Here is a 16,087-nt window from a genome sequence, read left to right as displayed (position 1 = left end):
GACGTGAATGGGGTGCTAGAACGGCACGTACGGCATGAATGCCGCCGCCTGCGGGCTGCGCCGGCTGCGCTGTGCCTTGCCCTCAGCACGGCGCTGGCGGGCTGCGGCGACATGGGCCGGTTCCAGGCTGCCGCGACCCCTCCGGCCGTCGCGATGCCGAAACCGAAGCCGGCCGTCGCGCAGACCCCCGCGACCGAGAAGGAGCACGAACGCATCCTGGCGAGCTATGGCGGGGCCTATGACGACCCCAGGCTCGAATCGCTCGTCAGCAAGACCGTCGACCGGCTGGTCGCGGCCTCGGACCGTCCCGACCAAGGCTACAAGGTCACCATCCTCAATTCCGGCGCGGTGAACGCCTTCGCGCTGCCGAACGGCCAGCTCTATGTCACGCGCGGCCTGCTGGCGCTCGCGAGCGACACCTCGGAACTGTCCTCCGTGCTGAGCCACGAGATGGCGCATGTGCTGTCCAAGCACGCCGCGATGCGCGAGGACCAGGCGCGCCAGGCCGCGATCGTCACCCGCGTCGTCACCGACATGAGCAACGATCCTGACCTCACCGCGCTCGCGCTCGCCAAGACCAAGCTCACCATGGCGAGCTTCTCGCGCAAGCAGGAGTTCGAGGCCGACGGCATCGGCGTCGGCATTTCCGCCAAGGCGCATTTCGACCCCTATGGTGCGGCACGCTTCCTTTCGGCGATGGAGCGCAATGCCGAGCTGAAGGCCGGCAAGTCCTCGCTCGATCCGCGCGCGCAGGATTTCACCTCATCGCATCCGGCAACCCCGGAGCGTGTGCAGAACGCCCAGAACATCGCGCGGCAATACACGGCCCCCGAAGGCGCCGAGCGCGACCGCGAGACCTATCTCGCCGCGATCGACAACCTCGTCTACGGCGAAGACCCCAGCGAAGGTTTCGTGCGCGGCCGCCGTTTCCTGCATCCGAAGCTTGGCTTCACCTTCCAGGCGCCGGATAATTTCACGCTCGACAACACCGCCCAGGCCGTGATCGGCGTGCGCGAGGGCGGCGCGCAGGCGATGCGTTTCGACGTGGTGCGCGTGCCGGCCGAGCAGTCGCTCGGCGACTACCTGAATTCCGGCTGGATGGAGGGCGTCGAGAAGGCGTCCACCGAAGACATCACCATCAACGGCTTCCCGGCCGCGTCCGCCACCGCCAAGGGCGACCAGTGGCAGTTCAAGGTCTATGCGCTGCGCTTCGGCAGCGACGTCTATCGCTTCATCTTCGCGACCAGGCAGAAATCGACCGAGAGCGAGCGCAACGCGCGCGAGACCGTCAATTCGTTCCGCCGCCTGACGCTCGACGAGATCCAGGCCGCCCGCCCCTTGCGCATCAAGGTCATCACCGTGCAGCCCGGCGACACCGTGGAGTCGCTGTCCCACCGCATGGCCGGCGTCGATCATCCCGCCGAGCGCTTCCGCGTGCTCAACGGCCTCGACCGCACCGCGCAGGTCAAGGTGCGCGATCGCGTGAAGATCGTGGCGGATTGAGGCCGGAGAGAGCGTAGCCCTGCGGGACCTGCAATGCGGCTACTGCTCGCGCCTCAGCGCCCCGCGTCCATGTCGCCGGCCTCGCGCTGGCCGCTGAGCCAGAGCGCCAGCAACGTCCAGAATGCGCCCGACAGCAGATACGCGCCCGATGCGATGACGCCGAGATTGGTGGCGAGCAGTAGCGCGACCAGCGGCGCGAAGCCGGCGCCGAACAGCCAGGCCATGTCCGAGGTCAGCGCCGAGGCGGTGTAGCGATAGGCCTGCTTGAAGTTCGAGGCGATCGCACCGGAGGACTGGCCGAAGGACAGGCCGAGCAGGATGAAGCCGATCACCATATAGATGGTTTCGCCGAACGCGCCGGCGTCGAGCAGCTGCGGGGCAAAGCCGCTATAGATCGCAATCGCGATCGCCGATCCCATCAGCAGCGATTTGCGCCCCACCCGGTCGGCAATGATGCCGGAGACAACGATCGCACCGACGCCGAACACGGCGGCGACGATCTCGATGATCAGGAAGCGCACCGGGCTCTCGCGGGTGAACAGGAACACCCAGGACAGCGGAAACACCGTGACCATGTGAAACAGCGCAAAGCTCGCCAGCGGCGCGAACGCGCCCAGCATGATGTTCTGGCCTTCGCGCGCGACGGTCTCGGAGATGCGCGCCGGCTGCAATTCGCGAGTCTCGAACAACGAGGCGTACTCCTCGGTCGTCACCATGCGCAGGCGCGCGAACAGCGCCACGACGTTGATGGCGAACGCGACGAAGAACGGATAGCGCCAGCCCCAGTCGAAGAAATCGTCGGCCGAAAGATTGCCGGCGAAATAGGCGAACAGCGCGCTTGCCACGATCAGCCCGAGCGGAGCCCCGAGCTGCGGCACCATCGCGTACCAGCCGCGCTTGGAGGGCGGCGCATTCAGCGCCAGCAGCGAGGCCATGCCGTCCCAGGCGCCGCCCCAGGCCAGACCCTGCGCGATACGCGCCAGCGCCAATAGCCAGATCGCGGCAACGCCGATCTCGTGATAGCCGGGCAGGAACGCGAGTGCCACGGTGGCGGTGCCGAGCAGGAACAGCGCCGAGATCAGCTTGGCCGTCTTGCCGTAGGCACGGTCGACCGTCATGAAAATGACGGTGCCGATCGGGCGGGCCATGAAGGCCAGCGCGAAGACCATGAAGGAATAGAGCGTGCCGGTGAGCTCGCTCGCGAACGGGAACACCAGGCGCGGGAACACGATCACCGAGGCGATCGCGAACACGAAGAAATCGAAGAATTCCGAAGTGCGGCCGATGATGACGCCGATGGCGATCTCGCCGGGACTGGCCTGGTCGTGGCCATGCTCGCCCGAGTGGAGATCTGCCATTGCAGGGGTCTGTGCCGTCGCCATGCGTGCGCCCTTAGCGTCCTGAAAACAAAGCCGACCGCCCGGCGGGGCGCCAGGCAGACTGAGCCTGTCTGACCCAACATTCCGCACTGCAACATTGGACAAATTGTCCAATGTCCGGATTGCTGCGCCGCAGCTACCCCTTGGCCCCGCAAAGGAAACTCATTCTCAAAGGCTCGGCCCGTGTCTCGTCTCAAGATCCTGGCGCTACTACCTCTGGCTGCTGCGCTCACCGGCTGCGACTACGTCGTGCTGGCGCCAGCCGGCGATATCGCAGCCCAACAGCGCGACCTCGTCATCATCTCTACCGTCCTGATGCTCCTGATCGTCGTCCCCGTGATGGCGCTGACGGTGCTGTTCGCCTGGCGCTATCGCCAGTCCAACACCGAGGCCCGCTACGAGCCGGACTGGGATCATTCGACCGCCCTCGAGCTCGTCATCTGGTCCGCTCCGCTCCTGATCATCGTCTGCCTGGGCGCGCTGACCTGGATGGGCACGCACCTGCTCGACCCCTATCGAACGCTCGGCCGCATCCATGCCGACCGTGCCGTGGACCAGTCCAAGGCCCCGCTCGAGGTCGACGTCGTCGCGCTCGACTGGAAGTGGCTCTTCATTTACCCGGACTACGGCATCGCCACCGTCAACGAGCTCGCAGCTCCCGTCGATCGTCCGATCAACTTCCGCATCACCGCGTCCTCGGTGATGAACTCGTTCTACATCCCCGCGCTCGCCGGCCAGATCTACGCGATGCCGGGCATGGAGACGAAGCTCCATGCGGTGGTGAACCACGCCGGCACCTATAAGGGCTTCTCGGCGAACTACAGCGGCGCCGGCTTCTCCGGCATGCACTTCAGTTTTTGGGGTCTCGACGACAAGGGCTTTGACGACTGGGTCGCCAGGGCCAAATCCGCCGGCGGCGCGCTCGGCCGCGCCGAATATCTCCAGCTCGAGAAGCCGAGCCAGAACGAGCCGGTGCGTCGCTACGGCACCGTCGATGCCGATCTCTATCGCCTGATCCTCAACATGTGCGTCGAGACCGGCAAGATGTGCCAGAGCGAAATGATGGCAATCGACGCCAAGGGCGGCGCCGGCCATCAGGGCCTGAACAACACCCTGCCGCTGGCCTACGACAAGTATGCCCGCCGCGGCGCCCCGCTCGGGCCCGAGCCGGCCTTCGTCGCCGGCACCTGCACGCCTGATACGCCGCAGGGCAGAACCACGGCGTCCATCACGGCTCCCCTCGACATCGCGCCGCTCACCGGCGCCGGCCTGAAGCGGCCGACCTTCACGCCGCTGAAGTCCTCGTCGTTCTTCCTCGGACAACGTCCCAAGTCCGACTCTTGAAGTCAGATTCCTAAAGAGAGTTCGCATGTCTCCTGATCTTCTCAAGCTCATCTTCGGCCGGCTCGGCTTCGAATCGCTGCCGCTGCACGAGCCGATCGTGGTCGGCACTTTCGTGGTGGTCGCGCTCGGCGGCGCCGCGTTGCTCGGCGGCCTCACCTATTTCCGCCTCTGGGGCTATCTCTGGCGCGAATGGTTCACCACCGTGGACCACAAGCGCATCGGCATCATGTACATGATCCTCGGCATCGTGATGCTGCTGCGCGGCTTTGCCGACGCGCTGATGATGCGCGGCCAGCAGATGCTGGCCTTTGGCGGCTCCGAGGGCTATCTCAACGCCCATCACTACGACCAGGTCTTCACCGCCCACGGCGTGATCATGATCTTCTTCGTGGCGATGCCGCTGGTCACCGGCCTGATGAACTATGTCGTACCGCTGCAGATCGGCGCGCGCGACGTGTCGTTCCCGTTCCTGAACAATTTCAGCTTCTGGATGACGGTCGGCGGCGCGGTGCTGGTGATGGCTTCGCTGTTCATCGGCGAGTTCGCCCGCACCGGCTGGCTGGCTTATCCGCCGCTGTCGAACATCGGCTACAGCCCCGATGTCGGCGTCGATTATTACATCTGGGCGCTGCAGGTCGCCGGCGTCGGCACGACGCTGTCAGGCATCAACCTGATCTGCACCATCGTCAAGCTGCGCTGCCCCGGCATGACCATGATGAAGATGCCGGTGTTCACCTGGACCTCGCTCTGCACCAACGTCCTGATCGTCGCTTCCTTCCCGGTTCTGACCGTCGTGCTCGCGCTGCTCTCGCTCGACCGCTATGTCGGCACCAATTTCTTCACGAACGATTTCGGCGGCAGCCCGATGATGTACGTGAACCTGATCTGGATCTGGGGCCACCCCGAAGTCTACATCCTGGTTCTCCCGGCGTTCGGCATCTTCTCGGAGGTGACCTCGACCTTCTCCGGCAAGCGGCTGTTCGGCTACACCTCGATGGTCTACGCCACTGTCGTCATCACCATCCTGTCGTACCTGGTCTGGCTGCACCACTTCTTCACGATGGGCTCGGGCGCCAGCGTCAACTCGTTCTTCGGCATCACCACGATGATCATCTCGATCCCGACGGGCGCGAAGATGTTCAACTGGCTGTTCACGATGTATCGCGGCCGCATCCGCTACGAGCTGCCGATGATGTGGACGATCGCCTTCATGCTGACCTTCGTGATCGGCGGCATGACCGGCGTGCTGCTGGCGGTGCCGCCGGCCGACTTCGTCCTGCACAACAGCCTGTTCCTGATCGCGCATTTCCACAACGTGATCATCGGCGGCGTTGTGTTCGGCGCGTTCGCCGGCATCTCCTACTGGTTCCCGAAGGCGTTCGGCTTCAAGCTCGATCCGTTCTGGGGCAAGCTGTCGTTCTGGTTCTGGGTCACCGGCTTCTACCTCGCCTTCATGCCGCTCTATGTGCTCGGCCTGATGGGCGTGACCCGCCGCCTGCGCGTGTTCGACGATCCCAGCTTGCAGATCTGGTTCGTCATCGCCGCGATCGGCGCCGGCCTCGTCCTGCTCGGCATCATGTGCATGCTGATGCAGTTCGCGGTGAGCTTCCTCAGGCGCGAGCAGCTCAAGGACGTCACCGGCGATCCCTGGGATGCCCGTACGCTGGAATGGGCGACCTCCTCGCCGCCGCCGGACTACAACTTCGCCTTCACCCCCGTCGTTCACGACAATGACGCGTGGTGGGACATGAAGCGCCGCGGCTACCAGCGCCCGCTCACCGGCTTCAGGCCGATCCACATGCCCAGCAGCACCGGCACCGGCATCATCCTCGCCGGCCTCGCCACCGCGATGGGTTTCGGCCTGATCTGGTACATCTGGTGGCTGGCGGCGTTGAGCTTCATTGCGATGCTCGCCGTCGGCATCGGCCACACCTTCAACTATCACCGCGACTTCGACATTCCGGCTGAAGACGTCATCCGGAGCGAGGACGCGCGCACCAAACTGCTCGCCGGAGCCAAGTAAATGACCGTCGCTGTCAATCCTTCACAAACCGGCGAGCCGGTCTTCTACGTCGCCGAGGAGCATCCGCATCCGGAAGGCTGGAGCACCTCGCTCGGCTTCTGGATCTACCTGATGAGCGACTGCCTCATCTTCGCGATCCTGTTTGCCACCTTCGGCGTGCTCGGCGGCAATTACGCCGCCGGCCCGGCGCCGAAGGACCTGTTCGACCTCAACCTGGTCGCGGTGAACACTTCGATGCTGCTGCTGTCGTCGATCACCTACGGCTTCGCGATGCTGACGATGCAGCAGAACAAGCTGGCGCAGACGCAAATCTGGCTGGCGATCACCGGTCTGTTCGGCCTCGCCTTCATCGGCATCGAGCTCACCGAGTTCGCCCACATGATCCATGAAGGTGCCACGCCCCAGCGCAGCGCCTTCCTGTCGGCGTTCTTCACCTTGGTCGGCACCCACGGCCTGCATGTGTCCTGCGGCCTGATCTGGCTGGTGACCTTGATGGTCCAGGTCGGCAAGTTCGGCCTGATCGAGGCCAACCGCCGCCGCCTGATGTGCCTGTCGATGTTCTGGCACTTCCTCGACGTGGTCTGGATCGGCGTCTTCACCTTCGTCTATCTCCTGGGAGTTCTGCGATGAGCACCGATACCCACGCCGCCCATGCGGACGATCATCACCACGAGGGCGGCCACGCCCACAGCACATTCTCGGGCTACATGCTCGGCTTCGTGCTCTCGGTGGTGCTCACCGCCATTCCGTTCTGGCTGGTGATGAGCGGCGTCCTGCCGAGCAAGCAGATCACCGCCCTCGTCATCATGGCTTTCGCGGTCGTGCAGATCGTCGTGCACATGATCTACTTCCTGCACATGAACACGACGTCCGAGAACGGCTGGAGCATGATGGCCCTGATCTTCACCATCGTCATGGTGGTGATTGCGCTGTCGGGTTCGCTGTGGGTGATGAGCCACCTCAACAGCAACATGATGCCGATGCACCAGATGAGCGGGATGAAGTGAACGAAATCGGGACCGTGACAGACAGGGACGGTGCGCCGCGCGGCAAGGCTGCGCGCGCCCCGTCCCTGTGGCTCACGGTCCTCGCGCTGATCGTCTTCGTCGTTCTGATCGCACTCGGCATCTGGCAGATCGAGCGCCGGGCCTGGAAGCTGGCGCTGATCGACCGTGTCGAGCAGCGCGTCCATGCGACAGCCCAGCCGATCCCCTCGTCCGCCTCTTGGCCCGCGGTCAGCGCCACCAACGACGAATACAGGCATGTCAGCGTCAACGGCCGCTTCCTGCATGACCGCGAAACACTGGTCCAGGCCGTCACCGAGGAAGGCCCGGGCTATTGGGTGCTGACGCCGCTCCAGCGCAGCGACGGCACGCAGGTCCTGATCAACCGCGGCTTCGTGCCGTCGGAGCGACGTGCCGCATCGACGCGCCGGGACGGCAATCCGGACGGCCAGGTCGAGATCACCGGCCTGCTCCGCATCACCGAGCCCAAAGGCGGGTTCCTCCGCAACAACGTGCCCCAGCACAACCGCTGGTACTCGCGGGATGTCGCCGCGATCGCGGCGGCCCGCGGCCTGCACGATGTCGCACCTTTCTTCGTCGATGCCGACGCCGGATCACAATCCGCTGGCGGTCCCATCGGCGGATTGACCGTGGTGCGCTTTCCCAATAACCACCTGATCTACGCGCTGACGTGGTTTGCCCTGGCCTTCATGCTGGCGGCTAAGCTCTTCGTCACATTCGGCGGCGGGCTGTTCCGCCGCAAGACAGCCTTGGATGGCTTCGTCCACGAACCGGCCGGCGGCCCAGATGTCGCCGCGCGCAGGACGGGATCAGATGCTGGAACGATCGTCGAACAGGCCTGACGACGGGAAGACGCTTCCCCACGCGCTTGCTGATGGCGGGCTGGCCGTCACGCTGCAATCGCAGGCGGATGCGCGCAGCGAGCTGATCGGTGCCGCGCCGACCGACGACGAGACCAACCGCAAGAACATGGCGCTGCTGATCCAGCTGCGCTGGACCGCGGTGGTCGGCCAGATCGTGACCATCGGCGCCGTGCATTTCGGCCTCGGCATCCCCCTGCCGCTGGAGCGGATGGGCGCGGTGATCGGCGCCCTCGTGCTGCTCAACGTCTCCAGCCTGATCTGGGTGCGCCATCGCGCCGCGATCACCAACAACGAGCTCCTGGTCGCCTTGATGCTCGATGTCGCCGCGCTGACCGCGCAGCTTTACCTCTCCGGCGGCGCCACAAACCCCTTCACCTCGCTGTTCCTGCTCCAGGTGACGCTCGGCGCGGTGCTGCTCGATGCGCGCTCGACCTGGTCGCTGGTCGCGCTGACCTGCGCGAGTTTCGTGTGGCTGACCTTGGCGTACCGGCCGCTTGACCTGCCGCCGAACCCGTTGAGCGAGACTTATTCTCTCACCGTGCTCGGCATGCTGCTGGGCTTCGTGCTCAACGCCGTGCTGCTCGTCGTGTTCGTCACCCGCATCAACCGAAACCTGCGCGAACGCGACGCCCATCTGGCGGCGCTGCGCCAGCATGCCGCCGAGCAGGATCACATCGTGCGCATGGGCCTGCTTGCCTCCGGTGCGGCCCACGAGCTCGGCACGCCGCTGGCTTCGCTCTCCGTCATCCTCAGCGACTGGCGCCGCATGCCGGATCTTGCCACCGACCAGGAGCTCGCCGAGGACCTCGCGGAGATGGAAACCTCGCTGCAACGCTGCAAGTCGATCGTGACGGGCATCCTGGTCTCGGCCGGCGAAGCGCGCGGCGAAGGCTCCTCGCCGACGACGGTGACGGCCTTCGTGACCGCCCTGGTCGACGAGTGGCGCGACGCGCGCTCGGCGCGGACGCTCTATTTCGTCAACACCTTCGGCGCGGATGTTGCGATCGTCTCCGACATCGCGTTGAAGCAGGTGATCTTCAACGTGCTCGACAATGCCTATGAGGTGTCGCGCGATTGGGTCGAGCTCGTGGCCGAGCGCGAGGGCGACAATCTCGTGCTGGCGATCAGCGACCGCGGCCCCGGCTTCGCACCGGAGATGCTGGCCCAGCTCGGCAAGCCCTACCACTCGAGCAAGGGCCGCGCCGGCGGCGGGCTCGGCCTGTTCCTGGTGGTGAACGTGGTGCGCAAGCTGGGCGGCAGCGTCACGGCCGAGAACCACAGGAAGCGCGGCGCCACGGTGCGCCTGACGCTGCCGCTGGCAACGCTGGCGATCGGAGGGGAATTTTGACGCCTGACCGTTCGCTCATCGTCGTCGAGGACGATGCCGGCTTCGCCCGCACGCTGAAGCGCTCGTTCGAGCGCCGCGGCTATGACGTCGTGCTGGCGGCCTCCATCGAAGACGTGCGCCAGGTGCTGGAGGAGCGCTCCTTCGGGCATGCCGTGGTCGACCTCAAGCTCGGCGGCGCCTCCGGCCTTGCCTGCGTCGAGCTGCTGCACACGCACGACCCCGACATGCTGATCGTGGTGCTGACCGGCTTCGCCAGCATCTCCACAGCCGTGGAGGCGATCAAGCTGGGCGCCTGCCACTATCTCGCAAAGCCCTCGAACACTGACGACATCGAAGCCGCCTTCACCAAGGCCGTTGGCAATACCGAGGTCGCGCTCGACGCGCGGCCGACCTCGATCAAGACGCTGGAATGGGAGCGCATCCACCAGACCCTGATCGAGACCGACTTCAACATCTCGGAAGCGGCCCGCCGATTGGGCATGCATAGGCGTACGCTGGCGCGGAAGCTCGAGAAGCGGCCGGTGAAGTAGCGCAACTTCTCACAGCCGTCATTCCGGGGCGTGCGAAGCACAAGCCCGGAATCCATCGGGCGACAGAGACGGTGACGAATGGATGCCGGGCTCTCGCTTAGCACGCCCCGGAATGACGGCTGTGTCACACGGCTGTCTCCTCCGACCCCAAACAAAAAGCCCGGCCGAACGGCCGGGCTTTGATCTGTTGCGAGCGAGGGGACGCTTACGCGGCCTCGTCGGCGACGGTGGTGTCGTCGCCATCGGTATCGTCGGTATCGCCCTCGGTATCCGCATCGGCTTCACCTTCGGCGGCTTCCGCCTTGGCGTTGCGGCGCGGGCTCTTGGCAAGCTGGGCTTCGATCTCCTTGACCGCTTCGGTCTCGGTCGAGTGCTGCACCACCGCGATCTCGCGGGAGAGGCGATCGAGCGCCGCTTCGTAGAGCTGGCGTTCTGAGTAGGACTGCTCCGGCTGCGACTCCGAGCGATAGAGGTCGCGCACGACTTCCGCGATCGCGACGATGTCGCCCGAATTGATCTTTGCTTCGTATTCCTGGGCGCGGCGCGACCACATGGTGCGCTTGACGCGGGCGCGGCCCTTGAGCGTCTCGAGCGCCTTCTTCACCAGCGTCGGATCGGACAGCTTGCGCATGCCGACATTGGCGACCTTGGCGGTCGGCACGCGCAGCGTCATCTTGTCCTTGATGAAGTTGATGACGAACAGTTCGAGCTTCGCCCCGGCGATCTCCTGCTCCTCGATGGCCAGGATCTGGCCGACGCCGTGAGCGGGATAGACCACGAATTCGTTGGCCTTGAAGCCCTGACGCTGGGTCACGACCTTCTTTTCCTCGACCTTCGGGGCAGCAGCGGGCTTCGCGACCGGCTTGGCGGCAACGACCGGAGCCTTGGCAGGAGCAGCAGCAACAGGAGCCTTCGGCGCGGCGGGCTTGGCAGCGGGAGCCTTAGCGGCGGGGGCCTTGGCAGTCACAGGCTTGGCAGCAGGCTTAGCAGCGGTCGCTTTCGCGGCCGGTTTGGCAGTCTTGTTAGGCATTGCGCTTCTTTTGTTCTTCGAGGACTTTGCAGCCGGCGCCTTCGTCGCGGTCCGACCCTTGGATGCGCTACGGCTGGCCGCGGCGACTTTTTTGGCCTCCTTATGGGAAGCCCTCGCTGAAGTACTCTTTTTACGCGTTTTCTGTGACACAGCCTGCGCGCGGAAACTGCCACGCCCCTGTTCGACATTTGGTTTCACGGGAACCCAGAGGGGCCAACGGGGCTGACGGGGTTCGGCTTAATATGCCCAATATAGCACATTTCCCGCAAAAATCAATGATTTAGGGGTCTTCAGGGCTGGATTTCGGCCGCAGCGCCGCTATTAGGGTTAAGTTTGGGCCTGAATTAGTCGCCGGAGCCGGGGTTCGGAGAAAAATATTTCTCGAACTTGCCTTCCATGCCGTCGAATTCCTTGGCGTCGGCAGGTGATTCTTTCTTCTGGGTGATGTTCGGCCAGCTCTTGGCGTACTGGGTGTTCACTTCCAGCCACTTCTCGAGGCCCGGTTCCGTGTCCGGCTTGATGGCGTCGGCGGGGCATTCCGGCTCGCACACGCCGCAATCGATGCACTCGTCGGGGTGGATGACCAGCATGTTGTCACCCTCGTAGAAGCAGTCGACCGGGCAGACCTCGACGCAGTCGGTGTACTTGCACTTGATGCAGTTTTCAGTGACGACGTAAGTCATCCAACGCTCCGAAAAGCTCTTTTAAAAGTCGCGGCTTGCGTAGCGCGGATGGCCCGGCGCCGCAAGGTCGGGAAGGCCCGATCATGACGGCTTTGTGTGTTTGATCGACCAAGAAATGAATACGAAGCGCAATTAATTGCGTGTCCCGAGCTCCTCGTAGAGCACGCGCGCCGAGGCGGCATCGCCGCGGCGTTCGCTGAAGCCGGTGACCTTCAACACCCGTACGGTGCGATCGAGCGCGACGGTGATGACGTCGCCGAGCTTGATCGCGTGACCGGGCGACTTTTCCCGCTCACCGTTGACCCGAACGTGGCCGGTCTCGACGAGCTCAGCGGCCGAGGTGCGCGCCTTGACCACCCGCGCGTGCCACAGCCATTTGTCGAGGCGCTGCCGCTCGGTCGTCGTGGGTTACTCCTTGCGGCCCGACAGCTGCTCTTTCAGCGCAGCGAGTTTTGCGAACGGCGAGTTCGGATCAGCGGGCCGATCGCGCTCGCGCGGGTTCGCGCTGGAAGCGTAGGGACGCAGCGACGGACCGCCCTGGCGGTCGCGGCCCTTGTCGCGGTCGCGGCCACGGTTGTCACGGCCCTTGTCGCGATCGCCGCCGAACTTGCCCTTGTTGTCGCGGTTGCGATCCTTGTTGTCGCGACCCTTGTTGTCGCGATCCTTGCCCTCGAAACGGCGGCCCTTGTCGTCGCGCCCCTCGGGACGCGGCGCGCCTTCGCCGCCACCTTCGCGCGGCTTGCGGAAGTCTCTCCCGCCATCCCTGCGAGGGCCGCGATGGCGTTCGTTGCGCTTCTCGCCGTCGGCGGCTTGCGCGGCCCCGCCCTCCGCGGGCGCGGCGCCTGCTTCGGCGCCCGCCTGCGGGCGCTGATGGTGATGACGCTGGTGGCGGTGGCGCTCGTGGCGCGGCTTGCGGTCCTCGTGACGGCCACCGGGACGCCAGACCTCGACCAGCTCGGGCTCGGCCGGCGTAGCCACGGCTTCAGGCGCGGCAGCGTCGGGCATTGCCGCGGCTTCCGTCGCGGCGGCTTCGGCGGGAGCAGCCTCGAGAGCGTTGAATTCGGCTTGCGCAGCAGGCTCTTCGGCCGGCGGCGCGATGCCGGGGGCGTCTTCGGGCGTGACGGGCGCCGAGGCTTCCAGCGCAGGCTCGGCATCGTGAGCCTGCTCGTCCTGCGGCTCCATGCCGGGTGCATCTTCGACGGTGACCGGCTCAGCGGCTGCCTCTGCGGCCGGCGTCTCCGGCAGGCCGGCAACGGCCTCAGCCGCGGTCTCGCTCGAGGTCTCGGCGCTGCCTTCAACCGGCGGGGTCTCCGCTGCGACCGTTTCAGTCGGGGCCTGCTCAGTCGCGACGGGCTTTTGCGGCAGCGGCGGACGCTTCTCCATGCGATAGCCGAGGGCACGCAGCACCGAGGCGAAATCCTCGCCTGCGGATCCCGTGAGCGAGGTCATCGCCTGCGTGACCACGAAGCTGCGGCCGTCGAAGGCGCCGGCCGGCTTCTCGCCGGAGGCGTTCTCGCGCCAGGCCAGCGCCGGGCGGATCAGATCGGCAAGGCGCTCCAGGATGTCGACGCGCACGGCGCGCTCGCCCGCCTGCTTGTAGCCGAGCACGCGATAGGCATCGCGCGGCAACGCCTTGTCGACCGGGAACGAGGTGCGGCCCGAGGAGGCCAGATGCTGCGCGCCCGACAGCGAGGACAGATCGACATTGTCCTGCTTCAGCGCCCAGAGCAGCGCGGCGAGCGCGCGCGCGGCGGGCTTGAGCAGGCCGGGGAAATAGATGTGATAGGCGCCGAAGCGGACGCCGTACTTCCGCAGCACGGCACGCGAGGGCTGGTCGAGATCCTTCAGCTCGTTGGCGATCTTCGGGCGCTCGAGCACGCCGAGCGCCTCGACGAGCTGATAGGCGATGCCGCGGGCAATGCCGGTGACGTCCTCGGCCTTGGAGAGCTCGAACATCGGCCCGAGTAGCTTCTCGATATGGGTCTTGAGCCAGAGCTCGAGCCGCGCCTGCACCTTCTCCCGGGGGCCGCCGGTGAGGCGCTCGTCGGAGATGATGCGGATGCGCGGATGCAGCGCGTCCTCTGCGGCAGACAGCCGCGCCACGGCATCGCCGGTCCAGCGGATGATGCCTTCCGAGGTCAGCACGAACTGATCGTCCGGCGCATTGCCCAATCGTTCGGCGCGCGTGTTGATCTCGCCGGCGAGCACCGCTTGCGCTGCAGCCTGCAAGGCTTTCGCATCGGAGCCCGCTTCCGCCGCATCCGGTGCAAAGGTGAAGCCGTCGAGGCGGCCGATGACATGGCCTTCGACGATGACTTCGCCGGTCTTGCCGATTTCAGTATTCAAGCTCGTGTTCTCCCGCAGGCGGCGCATCAATACACTGGTCCGGCGATCAACGAAACGCTCAGTCAAGCGTTCATGGAGCGCATCCGATAATTTATTTTCGACGTCCCGCGTAATTCCCTGCCACCGATCGGGGTCTCTCAGCCAGTCCGGGCGGTTGGCCACGAAGGTCCAGGTGCGGATCTGCGCGATCCGGGCCGACAGCGTGTCGATGTCGCCATCGATGCGGTCGGCCTGGGTGACCTGGGCTTCGTACCAGGAATCGGGGATGCATCCCTTCTGCATCAGGAAGCCGTAGAGCGTCGTCACCAGTTCGGCATGGGCCGCTGGCGACAGTTTCCGGTAATCAGGGACCTGGCAGGCCTCCCACAGCCGTTCCACCGCCGCCTTGCCATGCGCGATATCGCGCACCTCGGCGTCGCGGGCGGCATGGTCGAGCACGCGCATGTCCTCGGCGATGGGCGCGCGCGTCAGCGCCTCGTGGCCGGGGGCGAGGTTCAGCGAGACCTGCAGCGCACCGAGCGAGGCAAAATCCAGCTTGGAGTTACGCCATTGCAGCATCTTCACGGGATCGAAAGTGTGGTTCTGCAGCGCGTTGACGAGTTCGGGCTCGAACGGCGCGCAGCGGCCGGTGGTGCCGAAGGTGCCGTTGCGGGTGGCGCGGCCGGCGCGGCCGGCGATCTGCGCGAATTCGGACGGCGTCAGGCGGCGGAACTGATAGCCGTCGAACTTGCGGTCGGAGGCAAAGGCGACGTGATCGACGTCGAGATTGAGGCCCATGCCGACGGCGTCGGTGGCGACGAGATAATCGACGTCGCCGTTCTGGAACATCTCGACCTGCGCATTGCGCGTGCGCGGGCTCAGCGAGCCCAATACGACAGCAGCGCCGCCGTGCTGGCGGCGGATCAGCTCGGCGATGGCATAGACTTCATCGGCCGAGAACGCGACGATGGCGGTGCGGCGCGGCTGGCGCGTGATCTTGCGATCACCGGCAAATTCCAGCTGCGACAGGCGCGGCCGCGTGATCATGGAGACGCCCGGCAACAGGCGCTCGATGATCGGGCGCATCGTCGCCGCACCCAGCAGCAGCGTCTCGTCGCGGCCGCGGCGGTTGAGGATGCGATCGGTGAAGACGTGGCCGCGTTCGAGATCGCTCGCGATCTGCACCTCGTCGACGGCGAGGAAGGAGACATCGAGGTCGCGCGGCATCGCCTCGACGGTCGAGACCCAATAGCGCGGGCTCTTCGGCTTGATCTTCTCTTCGCCCGTGACGAGCGCGACGGCCTCGCTGCCGACCCTTGCGGCGATCTTGTTGTAGACCTCGCGCGCGAGCAGGCGCAGCGGCAGGCCGATCATCCCGGACGGATGCGCGAGCATCCGCTCGATCGCGAGATGGGTCTTGCCGGTGTTGGTCGGCCCGAGCACCGCGGTGACGCCGGCGCCAGGCACACGATCGGACGCGGCGCTATGGGACGCGAAGGGGGAGGAGGAAAAGGGCATCTGAGGGATTAGGTAGTGGCGATTTGGGCGAATGTCAGTGCTGGATTGGGGCGGTCGGGTGCATGGCGCTATCCGCACCCGTCGCTGTCATGCCCCCGGTCCTGGTGCGCCATTGCGCACTGGCCGGGCGACGACACCGTGTGTGTGGGAGCTGCTCCCCAAACCTCCCGCAACTGTCTCACTTTGCGACGCTTTTCCTGCCCGTCTTAAGCTTCGGAACGACTCTAGAACGAATCGCGGCCGAATCGCTGACTCCAGATTGAGTCCCGTTCCGTTCACGCAACATGTCGCGGGAGTCTTATCGGCCGCAACTAGATGGAGTTTTAGGCCGCCGCACAAGCGGCGTTTGGAGGGCAGAAAGCCTTAAGTTGGGGACGGCGCGGAGTCGAATCAGAATCGGGGAGGAGTCAAATGGATTCCCGGACCGCACCCCTCCCAACTCATTTTCGCGAAAACAACCCCATGCACAGTAGAAGGGCCATTGAAATTGCTGGAACTTTTGTGAGCCAAAAATTC

The 16,087-nt window shown here is 65.4% G+C and carries 13 protein-coding genes; 8 read left to right on the top strand and 5 right to left on the bottom strand.

Annotated elements, in window-relative coordinates:
• Positions 1–12 precede the first annotated feature (12 nt).
• Positions 13–1,503, top strand: coding sequence for a M48 family metalloprotease (locus tag AC0WRY_RS03335; protein WP_194408149.1), 1,491 nt, complete (start codon positions 13–15; stop codon positions 1,501–1,503).
• A gap of 53 nt (positions 1,504–1,556) precedes the next feature.
• Here the strand turns inward: AC0WRY_RS03335 and AC0WRY_RS03330 are convergent, their stop codons facing one another.
• Positions 1,557–2,885: an MFS transporter gene (locus AC0WRY_RS03330; RefSeq protein ID WP_194405652.1), complete on the bottom strand. Its 1,329-nt coding sequence runs from the start codon at positions 2,883–2,885 to the stop codon at positions 1,557–1,559.
• 180 nt (positions 2,886–3,065) lie between these two features.
• On the opposite strand from AC0WRY_RS03330, the gene cyoA reads away from it, so the two are divergent.
• From cyoA to AC0WRY_RS03295, 7 genes are read left to right on the top strand one after another with little or no spacing between them, the layout of a single operon-like run.
• Complete coding sequence (cyoA, locus tag AC0WRY_RS03325; RefSeq protein ID WP_194405651.1) at positions 3,066–4,226, top strand: ubiquinol oxidase subunit II; 1,161 nt, start codon at positions 3,066–3,068, stop codon at positions 4,224–4,226.
• A 25-nt stretch (positions 4,227–4,251) separates the two neighbouring features.
• Positions 4,252–6,249, top strand: a complete 1,998-nt coding sequence (cyoB, locus tag AC0WRY_RS03320) for a cytochrome o ubiquinol oxidase subunit I (protein ID WP_194405650.1) — start codon at positions 4,252–4,254, stop codon at positions 6,247–6,249.
• On the top strand, positions 6,250–6,879 hold the full coding sequence (gene cyoC, locus AC0WRY_RS03315; RefSeq protein WP_194405649.1) for a cytochrome o ubiquinol oxidase subunit III: 630 nt from the start codon (positions 6,250–6,252) through the stop codon (positions 6,877–6,879). It abuts the gene before it with no gap.
• Positions 6,876–7,256 (top strand): cytochrome o ubiquinol oxidase subunit IV, encoded by a 381-nt coding sequence (cyoD, locus tag AC0WRY_RS03310; RefSeq protein WP_194405648.1) that lies wholly within the window; start codon positions 6,876–6,878, stop codon positions 7,254–7,256. Before cyoC ends, cyoD begins: the two co-directional genes overlap by 4 nt.
• The gene (locus AC0WRY_RS03305) at positions 7,253–8,116 is read left to right on the top strand and encodes an SURF1 family protein (protein WP_194405647.1); all 864 of its coding nucleotides are present in this window, start codon (positions 7,253–7,255) and stop codon (positions 8,114–8,116) included. Before cyoD ends, AC0WRY_RS03305 begins: the two co-directional genes overlap by 4 nt.
• On the top strand, positions 8,088–9,485 hold the full coding sequence (locus AC0WRY_RS03300) for an ATP-binding protein (protein WP_194405646.1): 1,398 nt from the start codon (positions 8,088–8,090) through the stop codon (positions 9,483–9,485). Before AC0WRY_RS03305 ends, AC0WRY_RS03300 begins: the two co-directional genes overlap by 29 nt.
• Positions 9,482–10,015 carry a response regulator transcription factor gene (locus AC0WRY_RS03295; protein ID WP_194405645.1) on the top strand — a complete coding sequence of 178 codons (534 nt, stop codon included), beginning with the start codon at positions 9,482–9,484 and terminating at the stop codon, positions 10,013–10,015. The genes AC0WRY_RS03300 and AC0WRY_RS03295 overlap by 4 nt, the downstream gene beginning before the upstream one ends.
• A 205-nt stretch (positions 10,016–10,220) precedes the next feature.
• Here the strand turns inward: AC0WRY_RS03295 and AC0WRY_RS03290 are convergent, their stop codons facing one another.
• The 4 genes from AC0WRY_RS03290 to AC0WRY_RS03275 all read right to left on the bottom strand — a co-directional run bounded on the left by AC0WRY_RS03290 (position 10,221) and on the right by AC0WRY_RS03275 (position 15,571).
• On the bottom strand, positions 10,221–11,045 hold the full coding sequence (locus AC0WRY_RS03290; protein WP_194405644.1) for a CarD family transcriptional regulator: 825 nt from the start codon (positions 11,043–11,045) through the stop codon (positions 10,221–10,223).
• A 344-nt stretch (positions 11,046–11,389) separates the two neighbouring features.
• Complete coding sequence (gene fdxA, locus AC0WRY_RS03285; protein WP_063198086.1) at positions 11,390–11,728, bottom strand: ferredoxin FdxA; 339 nt, start codon at positions 11,726–11,728, stop codon at positions 11,390–11,392.
• A gap of 132 nt (positions 11,729–11,860) precedes the next feature.
• Positions 11,861–12,085, bottom strand: a complete 225-nt coding sequence (locus tag AC0WRY_RS03280; protein ID WP_246776407.1) for a S4 domain-containing protein — start codon at positions 12,083–12,085, stop codon at positions 11,861–11,863.
• A gap of 51 nt (positions 12,086–12,136) precedes the next feature.
• Positions 12,137–15,571 carry a helicase-related protein gene (locus AC0WRY_RS03275; RefSeq protein WP_491122667.1) on the bottom strand — a complete coding sequence of 1,145 codons (3,435 nt, stop codon included), beginning with the start codon at positions 15,569–15,571 and terminating at the stop codon, positions 12,137–12,139.
• Between the last annotated feature and the right edge of the window lie 516 nt (positions 15,572–16,087).

It is taken from the genome of Bradyrhizobium sp. T-12 (assembly GCF_058314695.1).
The sequence above is the reverse complement of the archived record's forward strand: the minus strand, read 5'-3'. Positions and strand labels throughout refer to the sequence as shown.